This window comes from Natronorubrum sulfidifaciens JCM 14089, from assembly GCF_000337735.1.
GTDB lineage: Archaea > Halobacteriota > Halobacteria > Halobacteriales > Natrialbaceae > Natronorubrum > Natronorubrum sulfidifaciens.
In genome coordinates this window covers 294,393-313,221 of sequence record NZ_AOHX01000039.1, presented here as the reverse complement: position 1 = coordinate 313,221, position 18,829 = coordinate 294,393, and the positions used below count along the sequence as shown (strand labels likewise).

General features: G+C 63.8%; 14 protein-coding genes. 10 read left to right on the top strand and 4 right to left on the bottom strand.

Annotation, left to right across the window (positions count from 1 at the left end; all coding sequences use genetic code 11):
• Positions 1–93 precede the first annotated feature (93 nt).
• On the bottom strand, positions 94–1,155 hold the full coding sequence (locus tag C495_RS11410; protein WP_008163037.1) for a carboxypeptidase-like regulatory domain-containing protein: 1,062 nt from the start codon (positions 1,153–1,155) through the stop codon (positions 94–96).
• A gap of 381 nt (positions 1,156–1,536) precedes the next feature.
• On the opposite strand from C495_RS11410, the gene C495_RS11405 reads away from it, so the two are divergent.
• Together C495_RS11405 and C495_RS11400 are read left to right on the top strand one after the other, a co-directional pair.
• On the top strand, positions 1,537–3,363 hold the full coding sequence (locus tag C495_RS11405; protein WP_008163035.1) for a carbamoyltransferase family protein: 1,827 nt from the start codon (positions 1,537–1,539) through the stop codon (positions 3,361–3,363).
• A gap of 191 nt (positions 3,364–3,554) precedes the next feature.
• Positions 3,555–4,013 carry an SPW repeat domain-containing protein gene (locus C495_RS11400; protein WP_008163032.1) on the top strand — a complete coding sequence of 153 codons (459 nt, stop codon included), beginning with the start codon at positions 3,555–3,557 and terminating at the stop codon, positions 4,011–4,013.
• A 121-nt stretch (positions 4,014–4,134) separates the two neighbouring features.
• On the opposite strand, the gene C495_RS11395 is transcribed toward C495_RS11400, so the two are convergent.
• Positions 4,135–4,659: a hypothetical protein gene (locus tag C495_RS11395; protein ID WP_008163030.1), complete on the bottom strand. Its 525-nt coding sequence runs from the start codon at positions 4,657–4,659 to the stop codon at positions 4,135–4,137.
• Between the two features lie 179 nt (positions 4,660–4,838).
• Here C495_RS11395 and leuS point away from each other — a divergent pair, with 179 nt between their 5' ends.
• The 5 genes from leuS (at position 4,839) to C495_RS11370 (ending at position 13,189) form a co-directional block, all read left to right on the top strand.
• Positions 4,839–7,598 carry a leucine--tRNA ligase gene (gene leuS, locus C495_RS11390; protein ID WP_008163028.1) on the top strand — a complete coding sequence of 920 codons (2,760 nt, stop codon included), beginning with the start codon at positions 4,839–4,841 and terminating at the stop codon, positions 7,596–7,598.
• A gap of 192 nt (positions 7,599–7,790) precedes the next feature.
• Positions 7,791–8,078 carry a HalOD1 output domain-containing protein gene (locus C495_RS11385; protein WP_008163027.1) on the top strand — a complete coding sequence of 96 codons (288 nt, stop codon included), beginning with the start codon at positions 7,791–7,793 and terminating at the stop codon, positions 8,076–8,078.
• Between the two features lie 113 nt (positions 8,079–8,191).
• Positions 8,192–8,794, top strand: a complete 603-nt coding sequence (locus tag C495_RS11380; protein ID WP_008163026.1) for a DUF420 domain-containing protein — start codon at positions 8,192–8,194, stop codon at positions 8,792–8,794.
• 47 nt (positions 8,795–8,841) lie between these two features.
• A complete protein-coding gene (locus C495_RS11375) occupies positions 8,842–9,294 on the top strand; it encodes a hypothetical protein (protein ID WP_008163024.1) in 453 nt (150 codons plus the stop codon).
• Between the two features lie 94 nt (positions 9,295–9,388).
• Entirely contained in the window at positions 9,389–13,189 is a 3,801-nt protein-coding gene (locus C495_RS11370) for a PAS domain S-box protein (protein ID WP_008163022.1), read from the top strand.
• Between the two features lie 66 nt (positions 13,190–13,255).
• Here the strand turns inward: C495_RS11370 and C495_RS11365 are convergent, their stop codons facing one another.
• Positions 13,256–14,029 (bottom strand): ABC transporter permease, encoded by a 774-nt coding sequence (locus C495_RS11365; RefSeq protein ID WP_008163020.1) that lies wholly within the window; start codon positions 14,027–14,029, stop codon positions 13,256–13,258.
• Entirely contained in the window at positions 14,026–15,012 is a 987-nt protein-coding gene (locus C495_RS11360; protein WP_008163018.1) for an ABC transporter ATP-binding protein, read from the bottom strand. The genes C495_RS11365 and C495_RS11360 overlap by 4 nt, the downstream gene beginning before the upstream one ends.
• Before the next feature lie 129 nt (positions 15,013–15,141).
• Here C495_RS11360 and C495_RS11355 point away from each other — a divergent pair, with 129 nt between their 5' ends.
• Genes C495_RS11355 through C495_RS11345 form a run of 3 tightly spaced genes read left to right on the top strand, consistent with a single transcriptional unit; the run spans position 15,142 to position 18,801 of the window.
• Positions 15,142–16,098: a TIGR03557 family F420-dependent LLM class oxidoreductase gene (locus tag C495_RS11355; protein ID WP_008163016.1), complete on the top strand. Its 957-nt coding sequence runs from the start codon at positions 15,142–15,144 to the stop codon at positions 16,096–16,098.
• A 59-nt stretch (positions 16,099–16,157) separates the two neighbouring features.
• Entirely contained in the window at positions 16,158–17,162 is a 1,005-nt protein-coding gene (locus tag C495_RS11350) for an aldo/keto reductase (RefSeq protein ID WP_008163015.1), read from the top strand.
• A gap of 10 nt (positions 17,163–17,172) precedes the next feature.
• Positions 17,173–18,801, top strand: a complete 1,629-nt coding sequence (locus C495_RS11345) for a potassium channel family protein (protein ID WP_008163013.1) — start codon at positions 17,173–17,175, stop codon at positions 18,799–18,801.
• Positions 18,802–18,829: the final 28 nt, after the last annotated feature.

Below are 18,829 nucleotides of genomic sequence, written 5' to 3'. Positions count from 1 at the left end.
CACCGCTTGGGCACAAAATAGTTCTCGCTTCGTATCCCGGTATATGATCTCTGCCAGCGCATCCGTCGGCGAGCGTGGCCGGGACTGGCCGGGTTAGTCGTCCTCCTCGAGGGTCAGGGTGATCGTCTCGTCGTCGCCGTCGATCTCGATATCTGTTTCAGCCTCGTCGTAGCCGTCTGCGGTGGCGATCACCGTGTAGTCGTCGTCCTCGAGATCGAACTCCGCTTCGCCGTCCTCGTCGGTCTCCGCATCATCCACTGTGTCCGGGAAGAACCGAACGTCCTCCTCGACTTCGACGGTGGCGTCTTCGATCGGGTCGCCGTCGTCATCCTCGACAACCACCGTCAGCGTGTTCATCTCGTCGTCATCGTCGGCTGCGTCGAGCGTCAGGGTGATCGTCTCGTCGTCGCCATCGATCTCGACGTCCGTCTCGGCCGTCTCGTAGCCGTCTGCGGCGGCGGCCACGGTGTAGTCGCCGTCCTCGAGGTCGTCGAACTCGGCTTCGCCGTCGTCGTCGGTTGTCGCGTCCCCGTTGAATCCGGAGCCGTCTATTTCGAGGGCGGCGTCTTCGATCAGGTCACCGTCGTCGTCTTCGACGATCGTTGTCAGTGTGTGTGTGTCGTCGGCGTCGTCCGTGTCGTCGCTGCCAGCACTGGACTCGTCGGTCTCGTCGTCGCTGTCGTCCGTGTCGTCGCTGTCAGCATCGGATTCGTCGGTCTCGTCGTCGCTGTCGTCCGTGTCGTCGCCATCNGCACTGGACTCGTCGGTCTCGTCGTCGCTGTCGTCCGTGTCGTCGCTGTCAGCATCGGATTCGTCGGTCTCGTCGTCGCTGTCGTCCGTGTCGTCGCCATCACCTCCGTCTTGTTCGTCCGATGTGCCGTCGCTACTGTCGGCTTCGTCGGCCTCCTCGTCAGCACCGTTTGCATCGTCGACGTCAGTGTCCGTCTCCGAGTCAACGGTCTCGGTCCCGTCGTCCGACTGGGAGTCTCCCCACTCGTCGGTGACCGAGCCGAGCGCGCCGCCGACGGAGCCACCACTCGCAGCGAGGACTAATCCCGCGGCTAACAACACCACGCCGCTGAGAGTGAGCAGTATCTGGATACTCGTCTGAATCGATCGTGTCTCTGAACGCTGTTGTCGGACGTTACGACGCATACTCGATCTGGATTAGAACGCTGATACTCGTCTGTGAGATGGACGACTCGGACAGTTGTGACGCACGGTTCGGTTCATTGTCAGACTGTTTCTCAACGGCACAGATCACTATACGGCTGCTAAAACCGTTTAGCTCAGATGAACGATCCCAAGAGACAGGCCACACCGCCCGATATCGACCACGTTCGGTGATGACACTGTCGACGAACCGATCACCGCGTTCGGTCCACTCCGCTCCTGTGTGTCGACCATCCCGGATCGTCCGGGATGAGCCGCCACTGAGCGGCTACGATCGACGCGCAATCGGCATCCAAACCCCACTCGAGAGTGTGGTTTAAGGGGAGTATAGTATCAGTCGGCGAGACGAGACAGCTAAAGAAGATGAGTGACTATCGACTCGCGTTCAAACCGGCAATCGGACTGTACGGACAGCACGACCCCAGTGCTGTCCTGTTCGACGATGGAACGCCAGTCTTTGGCATCGAAGAGGAACGGTTGACCCGGGAGAAACACGCCACCGAGACGTTCCCGACGAACGCGATCGAAGCCTGTCTCGAGTACCGCGACCTCGAGTTCGACGATCTCGAGACAATCCTGCTGCCGTACGACCCCAGCCTCCGCTCCCGGATTCGCTCACACTACCTCACTGACGCCCTCCGCGCCCCCGGCCTGACGCGAAAGCTCTCCGCACTCGAGAACACGATCGTCACTGAAGCCCAGAGTCGACTGGCTCCGACGAAACAGATCGAGCGCCGGCTCGCCGAGATCGACACGCCGGTGCCGCCGATCGAGTTGCGTTCCCACCACCGCTGTCACGCCGCCAGCGCGTTCCATCCCTCAGGGTTCGACGAGGCGCTCGTCGTCACGATCGACGCGAAAGGCGAGTACGACTCGACGGTCGTCTGGCGCGGCGACGAATCCGGGCTGACGCGCGTGCACACGTACGACCATCCGAACAGTCTCGGCCTCTTCTTTGCGGTTATTACGGAGTATCTCGGCTATCGGATGTTCAACGGCGAAGGGAAAGTGATGGGACTCGCCCCCTATGGCGAGGAGAACCCGGAAATCGAGCGGACGCTACGCGACTTGATCGACGTCGGCGCAGACTACGACGTGACCGAGGTGACCAAACGCTGGGGTACCGGCCACGGCGTCGAGTTACTCGAGGAGGTCTTCGATCGCCCGCGAAAGGCGTCGCCGGAGGACTTCGACCAGTGGGAGAAAGACCTGGCGTATACGGCACAGAAACTCACCGAGGAGATCGTCCTCGATATCGTGCAGGCGTATTCGGGGGTCGTCGAAAGCGGGAACGTCGCGCTCGCGGGCGGCGTCGCGCTCAACTGTAAGCTCAACAAGCGGGTTCGCGAGGAGACCGTCGTCGAAGAGACGTTCGTCCAGCCCGTCGCCCACGATGCTGGACTCGCACTCGGTGCGGGCTGGATCGGACAGGACCCCGCGTCGGTCGAGCCGTTGTCGACGGTCTACTTCGGCCCCGAGTACGACCGCGAGCAGATCGAATCGCGGCTACAGACGAACAAAATCGCGTACGCCGAGCCCGACGATGTAGAGCAGTACGTCGCCGAGCGCATCGCAAACGGCGCGCTGGTCGGCTGGTTTCAGGGCCGGATGGAACTGGGGCCACGAGCGCTCGGGGGCCGAAGCATCCTCGCCGATCCGCGAACCGCCGCCTCACGCGACCGGGTCAACCGGTTCGTCAAACACCGCGAGGAGTGGCGGCCCTTCGCCCCGTCGATGCTCGAGGAGGCCGCCGAGGAGTACCTCGTCGACGGCCAGCCCGCGCCATTTATGATCGACGCGTTCGACGTTCGCCCGGAGAAGCGAGACGACCTCGAGGCCGTCGTCCATCCGGCGGACGGCTCGACGCGCCCACAGACCGTCCGCGAGGACCAGCACCCGCGGTACTACCGCTTGCTCTCGGCGTTCGAGAACATCACGGGCGTCCCGGTGTTGTTGAACACCTCGTTCAACGACCACGGCGAGCCGATCGTCAACACGCCGACAGAAGCGGTCAAGGACTTCTACGGCATGGGTCTCGATCTGCTCGTGCTCGGGGACTACGTCCTCGAGAAACCGACCCAGTGGATTGACAGCGCGGCCGACGCCGGCGAGTCGGTCGCCACCGTGGACCCGGCCTCGAGCGGGGAGGGGACGGCAAGGTCACAGCCCGATGAGCATTTAGTGCAGTAATCCGCGACTACCCACGCCGTGGCGGGGCGGCCAGTCCCTGATTGCCGACGCGAAACAGGGTCTTGGGCACGCACGGTCGTCGAAGATATCCGTGGAGCGGGCTGGCGGTTTCGACCGGCCGGCCTCGAGCAGGCGTGAACAGTCACGGCACTTTTTGCCCCGACTCGACCATCGCTCGACTGGGGAGTATCATGAGCGAATCGACAACCAACGACCCGACTGGAGAGCCACGCACTCGAGCACAGGGAGAACCCGAGGGCCAAAAATGGCTCAGCGGGATCGTGTCCCTGATCGGCCTGTGGATCGCCATCACACCGGCGTTCTACACTGCCGCCACGTCCATGACGTGGAACAACGTGCTGATCGGAGGTGCGATCTTCCTGCTCGCGGGGTACAACTACTACCGGATCACCAACGGCTACAGGACCAGCACCGGCGTGATGTCGCTCGTCGCGTTGCTTGCCCTGTGGACCCTCGTCGCCCCGTTCGCGTTCGCGGGACAGGTCGCGACGGAGGGGCTCGCTGTCGCGTCTCAGGCCCTCGTCTGGAACAACGTGGCAGGCGGGCTCATTATGGCAGTGCTCGCCGCGTACATCGCGTACGCAGCGGGGACGGCCGTCAGAACCGGCACGGCGGCCGGGACGAAGTGACCGGCCGACGGGCACGGGCGCGTTCCGGTTTTTGCCCGCAATCGCTGTCGACTGTCGCTCGCTCGAGTCCCGGTCTCGAACGGCCGTGACGGCGTAGCGACGACAGGAGTCGCCGAATCGATCACGGTGGGCCGACGTCGTCGGGCGCACCGGTTCCCTCCGGTGGACCGGCATCTTCGGGCGGTCCAGCGGTGCCCGGTGGGCCGTCGTCATCGTCGCCGGCGTTCACGTCGTCCGTCCCGTCGAACGCCTCGGGAAACGACTCAAAGTCATCGACTGGACCATCTTCCGGGCCACTCGAGGGCTCGCCGTCGAACGGAGGGTCCGAGTCGCCGCCGTCGACAACCCCGCCGTTCGGTTCGCCCTCATTGTCACTCGGGTCGTCGTCGATCTCGAGTGACGTCTCGTCGCCCGTGTTCGCATCCGAGTCAGATTCGTCGGTGGGATTCTCGGCGGTCGACGCTGGATCGTCGCTCGAGTCACCGGCTGGAAGGCCACGCTCGCTGTCGTCGGCCGAGTTCGGTCGGTCACTGCCCACGGCGGGGAGCAAGACGGCTCCGAGAACCGCGAAGGTAAGCAAGACGACGACGATGGTCACGAGCACGGTCGACGCTGTCGGCTCCGGTTCGAGGGAGGGGCGCGCCATTCAGTGTCCGACCGAACCGGCTCGAGAGGTTTTGTTACGCGTAGCCAACAGCCCCGTGTCCGGTGGTGACCTCGGCGATGCTCGAGGCGATTTACGGAAAGACTGCTTCGAGGGGCCGACAATGAGCCGAACAATGAAATAGCCGGCACACCCAGTACTCCCCAAGGCTGCTCGCTACTATGACGAACCATTATGATCACGCGCAAGTCCAGGAGTTCTGGCAGTACGTCTGGGAGCGCGACGACGTCTACACGCTATCAGAGGATGCGACGGACCCGACCTACGTTCTCGGGATGTTCCCGTACACATCCGGCACGCTCCATATGGGCCACGTTCGAAACTACGCGATTACCGACGCCTACGCACGCTATCGACGGATGCAAGGCGACGATGTGCTCCACCCGATGGGATGGGACGCGTTCGGGCTGCCCGCCGAAAACGCCGCGTTCGAGCGCAAGACCGACCCCCAATCGTGGACGGAGGCGTGTATCCGCCGGATGCGCGAAGAACTCGAGACCATGGGCTTTGGCTACGACTGGTCTCGCGAGATCACCACCTGCGAGCCGAACTACTACCGGTGGAACCAGTGGCTGTTCAAGCGCTTCTACGAGGCGGGCCTCGTCGAGTACGACTCGGCGGCGGTCAACTGGTGTCCCGACTGCGAGACGGTCCTCGCCGCCGCACAGGTCGAGGAACGCGAGGTCGAACACAGTGAATCATCGGAGTCTGCGAGCGGCGACGCCGCGAACCGCGAGGTCGAACACAGTGAATCATCGGCGTCAGCGAGCGGCGACGCCGAAAGCCGCGAGGTCGAGCGCGTCTGCTGGCGGTGTGAGACACCTGTCGGCCGGCGCGAACTCGACCAGTGGTTTTTCACGATCACGGACTACGCCGAGGAACTCCACGACGGCCTCGAGGACCTCGAGGGCTGGCCCGAGGGCGTCCGCGAGATTCAGCGCAACTGGATCGGTCGGCAGGAAGGGGCACGGATCACGTTCGCGGTCGGCGATCACGGCGACGTCGACGTCTTCAGCACCCGACCGGAGACGATCCACGGCGCGACGTATCTCGCGGTTTCGCCCGGCCACGACCTCGCTCGAGCGCTCGCCGAAACCGACGACGAGGTCGCTGACTACATCGAGGACGTCCGTGAACGCGATCCGAGCGAGGTCGGCCTGTCGGGCCTCGAGACGGATGCGACGGCGATTCACCCGCTCACCGGGCAGGAACTGCCCGTCTACGTCGCCGGCTACGTCTTAGAGGACGTCGGTACTGGCGCGGTGATGGGCGTTCCCGGCCACAACGAGCGCGATCACGCCTTCGCGAGCGAACACGACCTCCCGATCGAGGGCGTGATCGTCTCCGACGACGCCGCCATCGACCTCGAGGACGCCGCCTACACCGGCGAGGGTGTCCTCGAGGCAAGCGGTGAGTACGACGGCGTGGCGAGCGAGACGGCTCGAGAACGGATCGTCGCCGACCACGACGCGGTCGAGGCGGACGTCACCTACCGACTGCGCGACTGGCTGATCTCCCGCCAGCGTTACTGGGGGACGCCGATTCCCGTTGTCCACTGTGAGGACTGTGGTCACGTGCTCGTGCCGGATGAGGACCTGCCCGTCGAACTGCCCGAGTTCGTTCGTACCACGGGGAACCCACTCGAGGAACACGAGTCGTTCCGCGAGACCGACTGTCCGGAGTGTGGCGGCCCGGCCCGCCGCGAAACGGACACGATGGACACGTTCGTCGATTCTTCGTGGTACTACCTGCGATTTCTCTCGCCCGACCTCGAGGACGCGCCCTTCGACACCGACCGCGCCGACGAGTGGCTGCCGGTCGACGTCTACGTCGGCGGCGAAGAACACGCGATCCTCCACCTGCTCTACACGCGATTCTTCACGCGAGCGCTGGCCGATCTGGGCCTGCTCGACCGACGCGAGCCCATCACGGAGCTCAAAAGTCAGGGCACGGTGCTGTACGACGGCGAGAAGATGTCCAGTTCGAAAGGCAACGTCGTCGCGCCACAGGAGTACGGCGCGGAGACGACGCGGCTGTTCGTCCTCTCTGCAGCCCATCCCGAACAGGACTTCGAGTGGACCGCAAACAACGTCCGCGGGGCCTACGACCTCCAGCAGACGCTTTACGAGATGGCATCGACGTTCGTCGAGGAGCGCGACACGCGCGTCGAAACACAGGCTTACGACGAGTACATCGCCCGCGAAATCGACCGGACGATTGCCGCCGTAACCGACGAGTACGACCGGTTCCGGTTCCATCGCGCCGCAACGGAGATCCGGGAGCTGGCCCGCCTGCTCCGGCGATATCGAGCGTACGACCGGCCACACGAGGCGAGCTATCGACGTGGTCTGCTCACACTCGCGGCGTTAATCGCGCCGATGGCCCCCCATCTCGGCGAGGAACTCTGGAACAAACTCCGCGGCGACGGGCTGGTCGTCGAAGCTGACTGGCCGACACCCGACCACGGCGCCAGTCAGTACCGACTCGAGCGACAGTTCGTCGAGTCGACGCTCGCGGACGTCCGTGATATCGTCGACATTGCAGCGATCGACGAACCCGAACGAATCGAACTCGTCGTCGCTCAGGACTGGAAATACGACGTGGCACAACGGCTCACCGACCACGTCGACGAGACGTTCGACGACGTCGCTGCCGGCTCGCTCGTCGACCAACTGCTCGAGGCCGACCTCGAGGCGGACCGCGAAGCCGTCGCGACGTTCGTCGTCGACCTGATCGACCACGTCGGCCGGACGGAACTCGAGCAGCTACTCGAGGCCGAAGACGAGCTAGCGATCGCAGAGCGCAGCGCGTGGCTGCTCACCGACGAGTTCGACGTCGATGTCGTCGTCCGTCAGGCGTCCGACGGTGACGACGTGGCCGGCAACAGCCGGCCGGGGAAACCGGCGATCCACATCAGCTAGCCGACAATTATAATCTCGAGAATGTAATGATTATCGAGTATATATGTGTCGCTACGATTGGTCGGATACCCGCGTTTCTACGCAAATATACGCGGAACTGATTTTCGGCACCGACCGTCGAGAGCGTCGTTCCTGTCAGAAATGCGTCTAAGAAAGACAGTTTTATTTCACCGGATTTGATACAGTTGCTATATGACTGAGGGGGGCGGCGATCACGCCGACAACACACAGTGGAACGAACCGAGTCAGGCAGTTATCGAAGCGATCGCCGAGGCGGAAGGGATTCCGACGAAACAGTTGCGTCCACCGACGTACGAATCGCTACACGCTGCCGTCGATCCGGAAGCACTCGATCTCCTCTTTGTCCCGCGGGCCGACGGCACGCCGCGAGCCGGCGGGCAAGTCTCGTTCCCGTTCTGTGGCTACGACGTTACCGTCGAACCGAACGGCTCGATCACGCTCGAGAACACGTCCGACTGATCGGTGCGGGGGATGCGGCGGCGTCACGATGGCTGTCGTGTCGTGTTGGCTGCCCTCGAGTGTTGGTCCCGGGAACAGCAAGACAGATACGGGACCTGTCCTAACGCAGCATAATGGCAACCGCCACCGCGAGACGACGGCTTCGAGAACAGCCACTGGCTGCCACGATCGCGCTGACGATCGTCGGCTATGCGCTGGTCATTGGAACGTTCCTTCTCGACCTTCCGATCTATCCGGATCTCACGCAGGGACAGGTCAACCTACTCACCCATGCCATCGCAGTCATCAATGCGGCGACGACCGTCTTTCTGGCCGCCGGCTGGTACTGGATTCGTGCCGGCGAGGTCGAAAAACACCGTCTGTCGATGATCACGGCGTTCGTACTGATCTTGCTGTTCTTGGTCGTCTACCTGACCCGCGTCGGTGGCGGGGGCGATAAGCTCTTTGACGGCCCACAGCTGGTCTATTACGCCTATCTGATCATGCTGGCGATCCACATTATCCTCTCGATCGTCGCCGTGCCGGTCGTCCTCTATGCGCTGATCCTCGGGCTGACCCACACTCCGGCGGAACTGCGAAACACCGCCCACGCAACGGTCGGCCGCATCGCCGCCGGCTCGTGGATTCTGAGTCTCGTCTTGGGTGTCGTCACGTACCTGATGCTCAATCACATCTACAGCTACGAGTTCGGGATCGTGATCGCCCCGCTGTTCTGACCGCGTTTCGGGTCGCTATTTTGATCCTCGAGTCCGTTGGCACAGCTATGCACGTTCGCGGCACGCTCTCACCGTCAGCGATCACCGACTTGCTCGAGGAAACGACGGCCCCGATCAGAGTCGCCTGTCGGACCCCACAGGACAACCTCTGGATGTGTTCGCTGTGGTATCGACTCGAGGACGGGGCCGCCGAGGACGACTGGCAGCTACAGTGTGCGACGTCGGCAGGGGCGGACATCGTCTCGTTTCTCGAGTCCGAACCCGAGGTCGCCTTCGAGGTGTCGACGAACGAGCCGCCGTACACGGGTGTCAGAGGGCGAGGGACCGCGACGGTCGAACCAGACCCCGAAAAGGAGGCGCTTCGGGCGCTGCTCGAGCGCTATCACGTCGGGACGGCGTCGGAGCTGGCACGGAACCTGCTCAGCGAGGAGCGCGACGAGGTGACGATCACGATTGCGCCCGCGGTGGTGTACGGCTGGGATTTCGCCGACCGCATGTGAGATCGGCCAACGGCCGCCACGACTGCGTCGACTGGCGTTCGGTTGCCTGTCCGAGGGGAGCCTTTACGGTCGACTGGCGCTTACCTCGAGCGACATGGATTCGTCGTCCCCCCGTCCCGAAGCAACACTCGAGCGGTGCGTTCGCCAGCAGCAGGCCGTCGCTGCGCTTGGGACTCGAGCACTCGAACTCGACGATCTCGAGGAACTGTTTCGAGAGGCAGCGGAGACGATCACAACGACGGTCGACACGGAGACGTGTGCCGTCCTCGAGTCGAGACCCGATGCGGGCGTGTTCCTGCTACGGGAGGGGTATGGATGGGACGAGACTGACGCGTCCGACGACTCGACGACGGTCGCTGCGACGGCCGATTCACAGGCCGGCTACACACTCGAGACGGGTGAGTCGACTGTCGTCACCGATCACCGAATCGAAGACCGGTTTTCCGAGACGGAGTTGCCTCGTGCTCACGACGCCGTCAGCGGACTCTGCGTCGTCATCGGAACCGCCGCTGCACCGTGGGGAGTTCTCGAAACGCAGGCGACGACCAGACGCGACTTCGACGAGGGCGACGTTGCGTTCGTCGAAGCCGTTGGGAACGTTCTCGCGTCGGCGATCGAACGCGGACAAGCGAACAGACGCCAACACGAAGCGGTGGCGCTGACGGACACCATCGCCGAAACGAGCCCGATTGGCATCACGGTCGTCGACACCGACGGCGAGATCCAGTTCGCCAACGACCGGGTCGAGGACATCTTCGGCCGGACCGAGGCGGAGATCACCGACTGCCGGTTCGACGACCCCGAATGGGACGAAATCAGTCCTGACGGCGACCAACTCACGGCAGACGAGTTGCCGTTTTCACGGATCGTCGACAGCGAAACACCCCTGTTCGATCAGATCAGTGGTGTCTTGCGCCCGAACGGCGAGCGCATCTGGATCTCGGTCAACGGCGCCCCACTGTTCGACGATCACGGCGCACTCGACGGCGTCGTCTTCGCCATCGAAGACGTGACGACACAGTTCCATCGGGACCGACGACTCGAGCGCTACGAGACGGCTGTCGAAACGGCCCACGACGGAATCTACGTCCTCGACGACGAGCGACGATTCGAACTGGTAAACGAGTCGTTCGCCGAGTTGACCCGATTTAGCCGGCTGGAGCTTCATGGCAGGCACGCATCGGACGTGTTCGGCGAGACGTTCAGCACCGTCGAGACCGAACAACGGGTGGGTGCCCGTGGGCCGAAGAGTCCGGTGTTCGAGGAGACGATCATCGCCGGGCCGAACGAGACGCGGACGGTCGAAAGTCGGTTCGACATCATCGTCGGAGACGACGGCACCGAAAAACGAGTCGGCGTCGTCAGGGATGTCACCGATCGAAAACACCTCGAGAGCGAACTCGAGACGATGCTCGACCGGGTCACCGACGCGTTCACCGCGATCGATACGGACTGGACCTACACGTACGTCAACGACCACGCTGCAGCGCTGCTCAACGTCGCGGATCGAGAACTCGTCGGTGAAACCGTCTGGGAGGCATTTCCGAGCGCCGTCGGGACCCGATTCGAGACCGAGTATCGGAACGCGATGGCGACACAGGAGTCGACCTCGTTCGAGGCGTACTCCGAGACGGCCGACGCGTGGCTCGAGGTGAACCTCTACCCATCGGAGACGGGACTGTCGGTGTATTTCAGAGACGTGAGCGACCGGCGAGCGTACGAACAGCAGTTACAGCGGTTCGAACGCCTCGTCGAAACCGTCCGCGACGGCGTCTACATCACGGACAGCGAGGGGCGGTTCGTCTTCGTCAACGACGCGTTCGTCTCGATGAGCGAGCACACGCGGGCTGCGTTGCTCGGCGCTCACGGCTCCGTCTTCTTCGGCGATCGGTTCGTCGACACGGACGAAGACGAGTGGCGCGACCTCGTCGCCGGTGAGGACGACGCAGTGGCGTTCGAGACGACCGTCATCGGCCCGAACGGCGACCCCCGAAGCGTACAGAACAAGTTCGTCCTGTTCGAGATGGAGGGCGAAACGGGACGGGTCGGCGTCACGCGCGACGTCACCGACCGCAAACAGATGGAGGCTGCCCTCCGCGAGAGCGAACAGCAGTTCCGAACGCTCGCCGAACACCTCGAGGAGACGATCTGGTTGGCCGGTGCCGATCCGACTGAGCTGTTTTACATCAACCCCTCCTACGAGGACGTCTACGGCCGCAGTCGCGACTCGCTCTATGAGGACCCCCTCTCGTTTCTCGAGGTCGTCCACCCGGATGACCGCGAGCGGGTTCGAACCCGGTATCTGGCGCTGCCCGAACGCGAGTACGACGAGGAGTTCCGGATCGGTACCGATGACGGCGAGACGCGATGGATTCACGCTCGCGCGGTGCCTGTCTCAGACGCCGATGGGGCGGTCGTTGGCATCGTTGGCATCGATGTCGACATCACCGACCGGAAAGAGCGCGAGCGGCGCTTATCGAAATACGAGACGATCGTCGAGGCGGTCGACGACGGCATCTACACGGTCGATGACGAGGATCGGTTCACGATGGTCAACCGGGCGTACACCGAGTTGACCGGCTACTCGCGGACGGCGTTACTCGGGGCACACGCCTCGCTCGTCGCCGACGCTGACGTGATCGAACGCGCACGGAATCTGGCTCCCGAACCGGACGAGACGAAAATCGAGAGCGCTCTCAAGACGGCGGCCGGCGACCGGGTCCAGACGGAGGCGACGCTTACGACCCACGTCGACGAGGAGTCGGAGGAACGGCGACGGATCGGCGTCGTGCGGGACATCACCGAACGGAAAGCCCGTCAGCGAAAACTCGAGGAGAGCAGACAGCGCTACCGAACCCTCGTCGATCACTTCCCGAACGGGGCCGTCGCCCTCTTCGATGACGACCTCCGGTATACGCTCGCCGGCGGCGAGATGCTCGAGGAACTGGACATCTCCCGGTCGGAGCTGATCGGCACCTGCATCTACGATCAGTATCCCGACGACGTCGCCGACGACATCGAGCCGAAGTTCCGAGCCGCACTGGCGGGCGAGGAACACACCTTCGAGTTCACTTACGAGGGTCGTGACCACCTCACGCACACGCTTCCGGTTCGCAACGACGATGGCGAGGTGTTCGCCGGGATGCTCATGGTCCAAGACATCACCACACGAAAAGAGTACCGTCGCCGCCTCGAGGAGTCGAACGAACGCTTAGAGCAGTTCGCCTACGCCGCCTCCCACGACCTCCAAGAGCCGCTGCGGATGGTCTCGAGTTACCTCCAACTCATCGAGGATCGATACGGCGACGACCTCGACGGGGACGGGCAAGAGTTTCTCGAGTTTGCCGTCGACGGGGCCGAGCGGATGCGGGACATGATCGCTGGGCTGCTCGAGTTCTCACGGATCGAGACGCAGGGTAAGCCGTTCGAACCGATCGAACTGGACGACGTTTTGGCGGATGTCCGCCGGGACCTCGGCGTCCAGATCGATGAGCACGACGCCGAGATCACCGCGGCATCGCTGCCTCGTGTCGAAGGTGACGGGAACCAGTTGCGACAGGTCTTCCAGAACCTGCTCTCGAACGCGATCGAGTACTCGGGGGATGAGCCGCCACGGATCGACGTGTCGGCCCACCGTGCTGGCAGCGAGTGGGTAATTTCGGTCCGTGACAACGGAATCGGAATCGACCCCGACGACACCGACCGCGTCTTCGAGATCTTCCAGCGGTTGCACCCTGTCGACGAAAGTGCTGGAAGCGGCATCGGTCTCGCCCTCTGTGAGCGCATCATCGAACGCCACGATGGCAACATCTGGATCGACTCCGAACCCGGCGAGGGAGCGACGGTCTCGTTTACACTCCCACGGGCGCAGGCAGACGAGCCGGCCACACGCTAACCGCCTTCATCGTCCCGAAAATACACTCGAGCGCTATTCGAACGCGTTCGAGACGCGTGCCGTCGATTAGTCGGTCCGGGGGATCGACCGGGCACCGATCGCAAACACGACTGCTGCGACGACGACGAGAATCCCAAGATTCGCCAGTACGGGATCGATTCCGGCCACGTCGGCGACGCCGGCTTCGGCGTACGTCGCCGCTCGAACGCCGCGAGCGAAGTACGTCAGCGGCGAGAGGTTCACGAACGGTTCGAACCACCCGGGGAGCTGCTCGAGCGAGATGAACGTCTCCGAGAGAAAGAGCAACGGGAGGCCGATGGCGTTGCTCGCGGCGATGGCCCCGTCCTGGGAGTCGGTGTAGCTCCCGAGTATCGCGCCGAGCCCACAGAAACAGACGACGCCGATGAGGACGTAGGCGATCAGGATCGGTGCGAAGACGATCTCTGCCCCTGTCAAGATGATAACCAGTCCGAGAATAAGCAGACTCGCGAGACCGATAATTACGGCGTTGACGGCGGTTTGCGCGAGCAGCCACTCCCCGCGAGTCAGCGGCGTCGTTGCGAGCTTTTCGAAGCGGTTGCCCTCACGGTGACGGGCGACCTCGCTGCCCATCCGGGACAGTGGGGTAAAGAGGACGACGACGGCAAGATAGCCGGGGACGTAGTAGGCTGCCGGCTCCGCGAACAGCCCTCCGTCCGCCGGGTCCGTCCGCACGAGCGCACCGAAAATAACGATCAGGATCACCGGGAAAAAGAACGTGAAAAAGACCGCCGTCCGGCGACGAACGAACGAGCGCCAGCCAGCGCTGGTTTCGGCACGGATGCGACCGAGACGGCTCATGCCGTCTCACCCGCTTCGACGGCATCTGACTGGTCGGCCACGTCGTCGACCGCAGCAGTCCGCTCGAGTTCCGCCCGATCGGCCAGTGCGAGATAGACGTCCTCGAGGTCGGGTTCGGCCCACGTCAGTCCGGTGTACTCGAGCGATCGGCGCTCGAGATAGTCGACGACGGTCGCGATCGCTTCGGGGTCGATATCGCGGACGACGACGGCGCTTTCCGCGCTGCGGCCGCGGTGACGTTCGGGTCGACTGACCGGGTGCTCGAGGTCGTCGAACGCCGCCGGGTCGGCGGTCGTCTCGATAGTCAGTCGGCTCGAGCCGCCGTGGTCGCTGACGAGCGCGTCGGGCGTCCCGCGGGCGATGACCGAGCCACTGGCGAGCAAGCCAACGCGGTCGGCCAGCCGTTGGGCCTCGGCCATGTCGTGGGTGGTGAGGATGACCGTTGTTCCGCTCGCGGCGAGGTCTTCGATCAGTCGCCACACCGTCCGGCGACCGGCAGGATCGATCCCCGTCGTGGGTTCGTCCAGAAAGAGGACGTCGGGATCGTTGACCAGCGTCGCACCGACACAGACCCGACGCTGTTGGCCGCCCGAGAGGTCTTCGTACCACGTCTCGCCCGTGTCGGCGAGACCGACATCGGCGAGGACGTCGTCCGGATCACGCGCGTCGTCGTACAACCCCGCATAGTAGGCGAGCAGTTCGTGAGCGGTGAGTCGATCGGGTGGCGTAAAGTCCTGCGGGAGCACGCCGAGGCGGCCGCGGTCGACAGCCGTCGGCGATTCGCCCATGATACGTGCCTGCCCCGAATCGGGCTCGGTCGTTCCCGTCAGTGCGCGAACGAGCGTCGTCTTTCCCGCCCCGTTCGGGCCGATCAACGCGAACACCTCTCCGGCCTCGACGGCAAGGGACGCCCCCGACAGCGCCACCGTCTCGCCGTAGGACTTCTCGAGGCCTCGCGCTTCGACCACGGCTTCGGCTTCCATACGGGCCGGTATCAACGCAGGGCGGGTAAGGGGTTCGATTTCGTCGGTCACTGTGGGTATTTTCCTGTGTCGGGATGTTGCGCTCGCAGGCTCAACCGTTACCCGGAAATTCGCCGTAGCACGCCCGAAATGACCCGGATCGGCTACACGCTCTCGAGCGAAGAACACGGCCCGAACGAACTCGTCGACATCGCCCGGCGCGCCGAGGACGCGGGCTTCGATTTCCTCTCGATTTCGGATCACTTCCACCCGTGGGTGTCCCAGCAGGGAGAATCGCCGTTCGTCTGGTCAACACTCGGCGCGATTGCAACGGCGACCGACGACATCGACGTTGGCGTCGGCGTCACCTGCCCGACGATCCGTATCCACCCCGTAAACGTCGCTCACGCCGTCGCGACCGTCGACGAACTGTTCGGCGACCGCTTTACGTTCGGCGTCGGCACCGGCGAGAACCTAAACGAACACGTCACGGGCGAACGCTGGCCCGAACACGACGTCCGCCTCGAGATGCTGGACGAGGCGATGGGCGTTATGCGCAAGCTCTGGTCCGGCGAGACGGTCAGCCACCACGGCGACCACTACACGGTCGAGAACGCGCGACTGTACACCTGCCCCGACGAGCAGCCGACGACGGTCGCAAGCGCGTTCGGGCCGCAGACGGCTCGGTGGGCGGCCGAGAACGCCGACGGGCTGTGGTGTTCCGGCCCGAAAGAAGAGCCGGTCGAGGCCTACGAGGACGCCGGCGGCGACGGGCCGAGATACACCCAGCTTCACGGCTGTTACGCCGACACCGAGGACGAAGCGATCGAGACCGTCCTCGAGTACTGGCCCAACGGCTCGATTCCGGGCGAACTCGGACAGGAGCTGCCGACGCCGGCCCACTTCGAGCAGGCAGCCCAGCTGGTCGACCGCGAGGACATCGCCGAGGCTGGCACCACGACCGACCCGGACCCGCAGGCTCACATCGACAGCATCGAACAGGCCATCGACGCCGGCTACGATCACGTCTACGTCCACCAGATCGGCCCCGAGCAGGAGCCGACGCTCGAGTTCTACGAGGAGGCGGTACTGCCGTCGGTCCAGTAAGCGGTGATATCCTCGCCGCTTCCCTATCCGTTTTGCCCCTCGCACGTGAACTCATCCGTATGGAGTACACTACGCTCGGCAACACGGGGCTGACCGTTTCGAACCTCTGCTTTGGCACCTGGCGGTTCGGCCGCGAGACCAGTGGCGTCGTCGAAACCGACCGTGAAGAGGCCTACGAACTGCTCGATGCGGCCTGGGACCACGGTATCAACTTCATCGATACGGCGAACGTCTACGGCACCCCGAACGGCACGAGCGAGCAGTGGATCGGTGACTGGCTCGCCGACCGCGGCCACCACCGCGAGGACGTCGTCATCGCCTCGAAAGTCTACTTCCCCTTCGATGGACGAGGCGAGCCCGGCCCGAACGACGCCGGACTGGGTCGGAAACACATCCGCGCTCAGATCGAGGGCACCCTCGAGCGACTCGGCACCGACTACCTCGATCTCTACTACATCCACCGCTGGGATGAGGACACACCGATCGAAGAGACGCTCCGGACGCTCACCGAACTCGTCCGCGAGGGGAAAGTCCACTACCTCGGTGCCTCGACGATGGCCGCCTGGCAACTGACGAAGGCGCTGTGGACCAGCGACGTCGCGGGCCTCGAGCGCTTCGACGTCACCCAGCCGATGGTCAACGCGGCCCACTACGACGCCGTCGGCGACTACCTCGACGTCTGTGCGGATCAGGGGCTCGCGGTCTGTCCGTACTCGCCGCTTGGTGGCGGCCTGTTGACGGGCAAGTACAACCGCACCGAGGACGGGAGCGTCGAAGCGCCGGACGGCTCGCGTGGCAGTCTCGACGACATGTTCGACGACTACTACGCGACCGAGCAGGCCTGGGCGGTCCTCGAGGCCGTTGAATCCGTCGCCGACGAGGTCGACGCGACCCCGGCACAGGTCGCTTTGCGGTGGCTAATCGATCAGGATCGCTTTACGTGCGTTCCGATCGTCGGCGCACGAACGACCGACCAGCTCGCCGAAAACGTCGGTGCAGTCTCCCTCGAGTTGAGCGACGACCACCGCGAGCGGATCGACTCGGTCCGAAGCGACGACACGTGAGCGTGGCTCGATGAATGCGTGGTGGCGACGGATCGGGCTCTCGCTCGCCGTCGTGTTCAGCGTCGTGGTCGTCTACAGCCTCGTCTATCAGTGGGCGATGGCGACGTTCGAGGGCGAACACCGGACGCTGCTCCAGTCGGCACAGACCGTCATCGAGATCCTGACAACCGCCGGGTTCGGCGGCGATGCTGACACGTGGACCACCAACGTGATGACTGTCATCGTGATCGGGATGAACCTCACTGGCGTGTTGCTCGTCTTTCTCGCCTTGCCGCTGTTCGTCGTCCCACTCTTTCAGCAAGCGCTGGCGAGACAGCCGGCGGAGTCGACCGAGTTGACCGATCACGTCATCATCTGTTCGCACACCGAACGCGAAGACGTCCTCAGAAACGAACTCGAGGCCGCGGACGTCCCGTACGTCTTCATCGAGGACGACCCGGAGACGGTACTAGAACTCACCGACGATGGCATCGAGACGATGCTTGGCAACCCGGAGCAAGAACAGACGCTCCGGGCGGCGAACATCGGCGAGGCTCGTGCCATCGTGATCGATGTCTCCGACGAGGCCAATCCCGAAGTGATCCTCACTGCGCGCGAACTCCGAGACGATATCACCATCGTCAGCGTCGCCGAAGACGAGTCGGTGGCGACCTATCACCGGTATGCCGGTGCGGATACCGTCGTTCGGCCGCGGCAGGTCCTCGGCCACAGCCTCGCACAGAAAGCGGCGCTGTCCGTCACCGAAGAACTCCGGGAGACGATCGAACTCGGCGAGGACCTCGAGATCACCGAGTTGCTCGTCGAAGACGACAGTGACATCGCGGGACAGACGATCGCCGAGTCGGGCATCCACGACCGAATGGGTATCAACGTCATCGGTGTCTGGCTCGAGGGGCAGTTCGTGCCCGTTCCGGACCCCGAGACAGTGATCGACGAGAACACGATCTTGCTCGTCGCTGGCCAGTACGACGCGCTGACCGAACTGACCTCGAGAACGGTCTCACCCTCGGCAACCCGGTCACAGCGCGTGATCATCGGTGGCTACGGAGAGGTGGGACACACTGTCAGCGAGGTGTTGACTGACGCAGCGATTCCACAGACGGTCGTCGATAAGGCGGCGTCCGACGGTGTCGACGTCGTCGGTGACATCACAGACGACACAACACTCGCCGAGATTGACTGTACGGACGCCCGATCAGTCGTTCTCGCACTCGATGACGACACGACGGCGATCTACGCGACGCTCGTCCTCGAAACGGTCGCCCCGGAGGTCGAGGTCCTCGTGCGAGCGAACGAGACGGAAACCGTTCGCAAACTCTACCGAGCGGGTGCCGAATACGTCCTCGCTCTGTCGACGGTGACCGGTCGAATGCTCTCGTCGGTGTTGCTCGAGGACGAAGAGATTCTGGCCCCGGAAACACAGTTCGAGATCATCCGAACGACGGCATCCGACTTCGCCGGACAGCGTCTCGACGAACTCGAGATCCGCGAACAGCTTGGGTGTACAGTCGTCGCAGTCGAACGGGACGACGAGTTGCTGACGAATCCCGGCGCAGCGTTCGTTATTCAGGACGACGACACCCTCATCATCGCCGGCAGCGACGAAAACGTCAATCGACTGCTCTCCAGCAATCGGTGAGCGCGGGTCGGTTCCTGACGCGACCGCA

What these genes read in the sequence shown, in the direction of transcription:
- C495_RS11405 (WP_008163035.1), top strand. Translation starts at nt 1,537, where the DNA reads ATGAGTGACTATCGACTCGCGTTCAAACCGGCAATCGGACTGTACGGA.
- C495_RS11400 (WP_008163032.1), top strand. Translation starts at nt 3,555, where the DNA reads ATGAGCGAATCGACAACCAACGACCCGACTGGAGAGCCACGCACTCGA.
- C495_RS11395 (WP_008163030.1), bottom strand. Translation starts at nt 4,659, where the DNA reads ATGGCGCGCCCCTCCCTCGAACCGGAGCCGACAGCGTCGACCGTGCTC.
- leuS (WP_008163028.1), top strand. Translation starts at nt 4,839, where the DNA reads ATGACGAACCATTATGATCACGCGCAAGTCCAGGAGTTCTGGCAGTAC.
- C495_RS11385 (WP_008163027.1), top strand. Translation starts at nt 7,791, where the DNA reads ATGACTGAGGGGGGCGGCGATCACGCCGACAACACACAGTGGAACGAA.
- C495_RS11380 (WP_008163026.1), top strand. Translation starts at nt 8,192, where the DNA reads ATGGCAACCGCCACCGCGAGACGACGGCTTCGAGAACAGCCACTGGCT.
- C495_RS11375 (WP_008163024.1), top strand. Translation starts at nt 8,842, where the DNA reads ATGCACGTTCGCGGCACGCTCTCACCGTCAGCGATCACCGACTTGCTC.
- C495_RS11370 (WP_008163022.1), top strand. Translation starts at nt 9,389, where the DNA reads ATGGATTCGTCGTCCCCCCGTCCCGAAGCAACACTCGAGCGGTGCGTT.
- C495_RS11365 (WP_008163020.1), bottom strand. Translation starts at nt 14,029, where the DNA reads ATGAGCCGTCTCGGTCGCATCCGTGCCGAAACCAGCGCTGGCTGGCGC.
- C495_RS11360 (WP_008163018.1), bottom strand. Translation starts at nt 15,012, where the DNA reads ATGGAAGCCGAAGCCGTGGTCGAAGCGCGAGGCCTCGAGAAGTCCTAC.
- C495_RS11355 (WP_008163016.1), top strand. Translation starts at nt 15,142, where the DNA reads ATGACCCGGATCGGCTACACGCTCTCGAGCGAAGAACACGGCCCGAAC.
- C495_RS11350 (WP_008163015.1), top strand. Translation starts at nt 16,158, where the DNA reads ATGGAGTACACTACGCTCGGCAACACGGGGCTGACCGTTTCGAACCTC.
- C495_RS11345 (WP_008163013.1), top strand. Translation starts at nt 17,173, where the DNA reads ATGAATGCGTGGTGGCGACGGATCGGGCTCTCGCTCGCCGTCGTGTTC.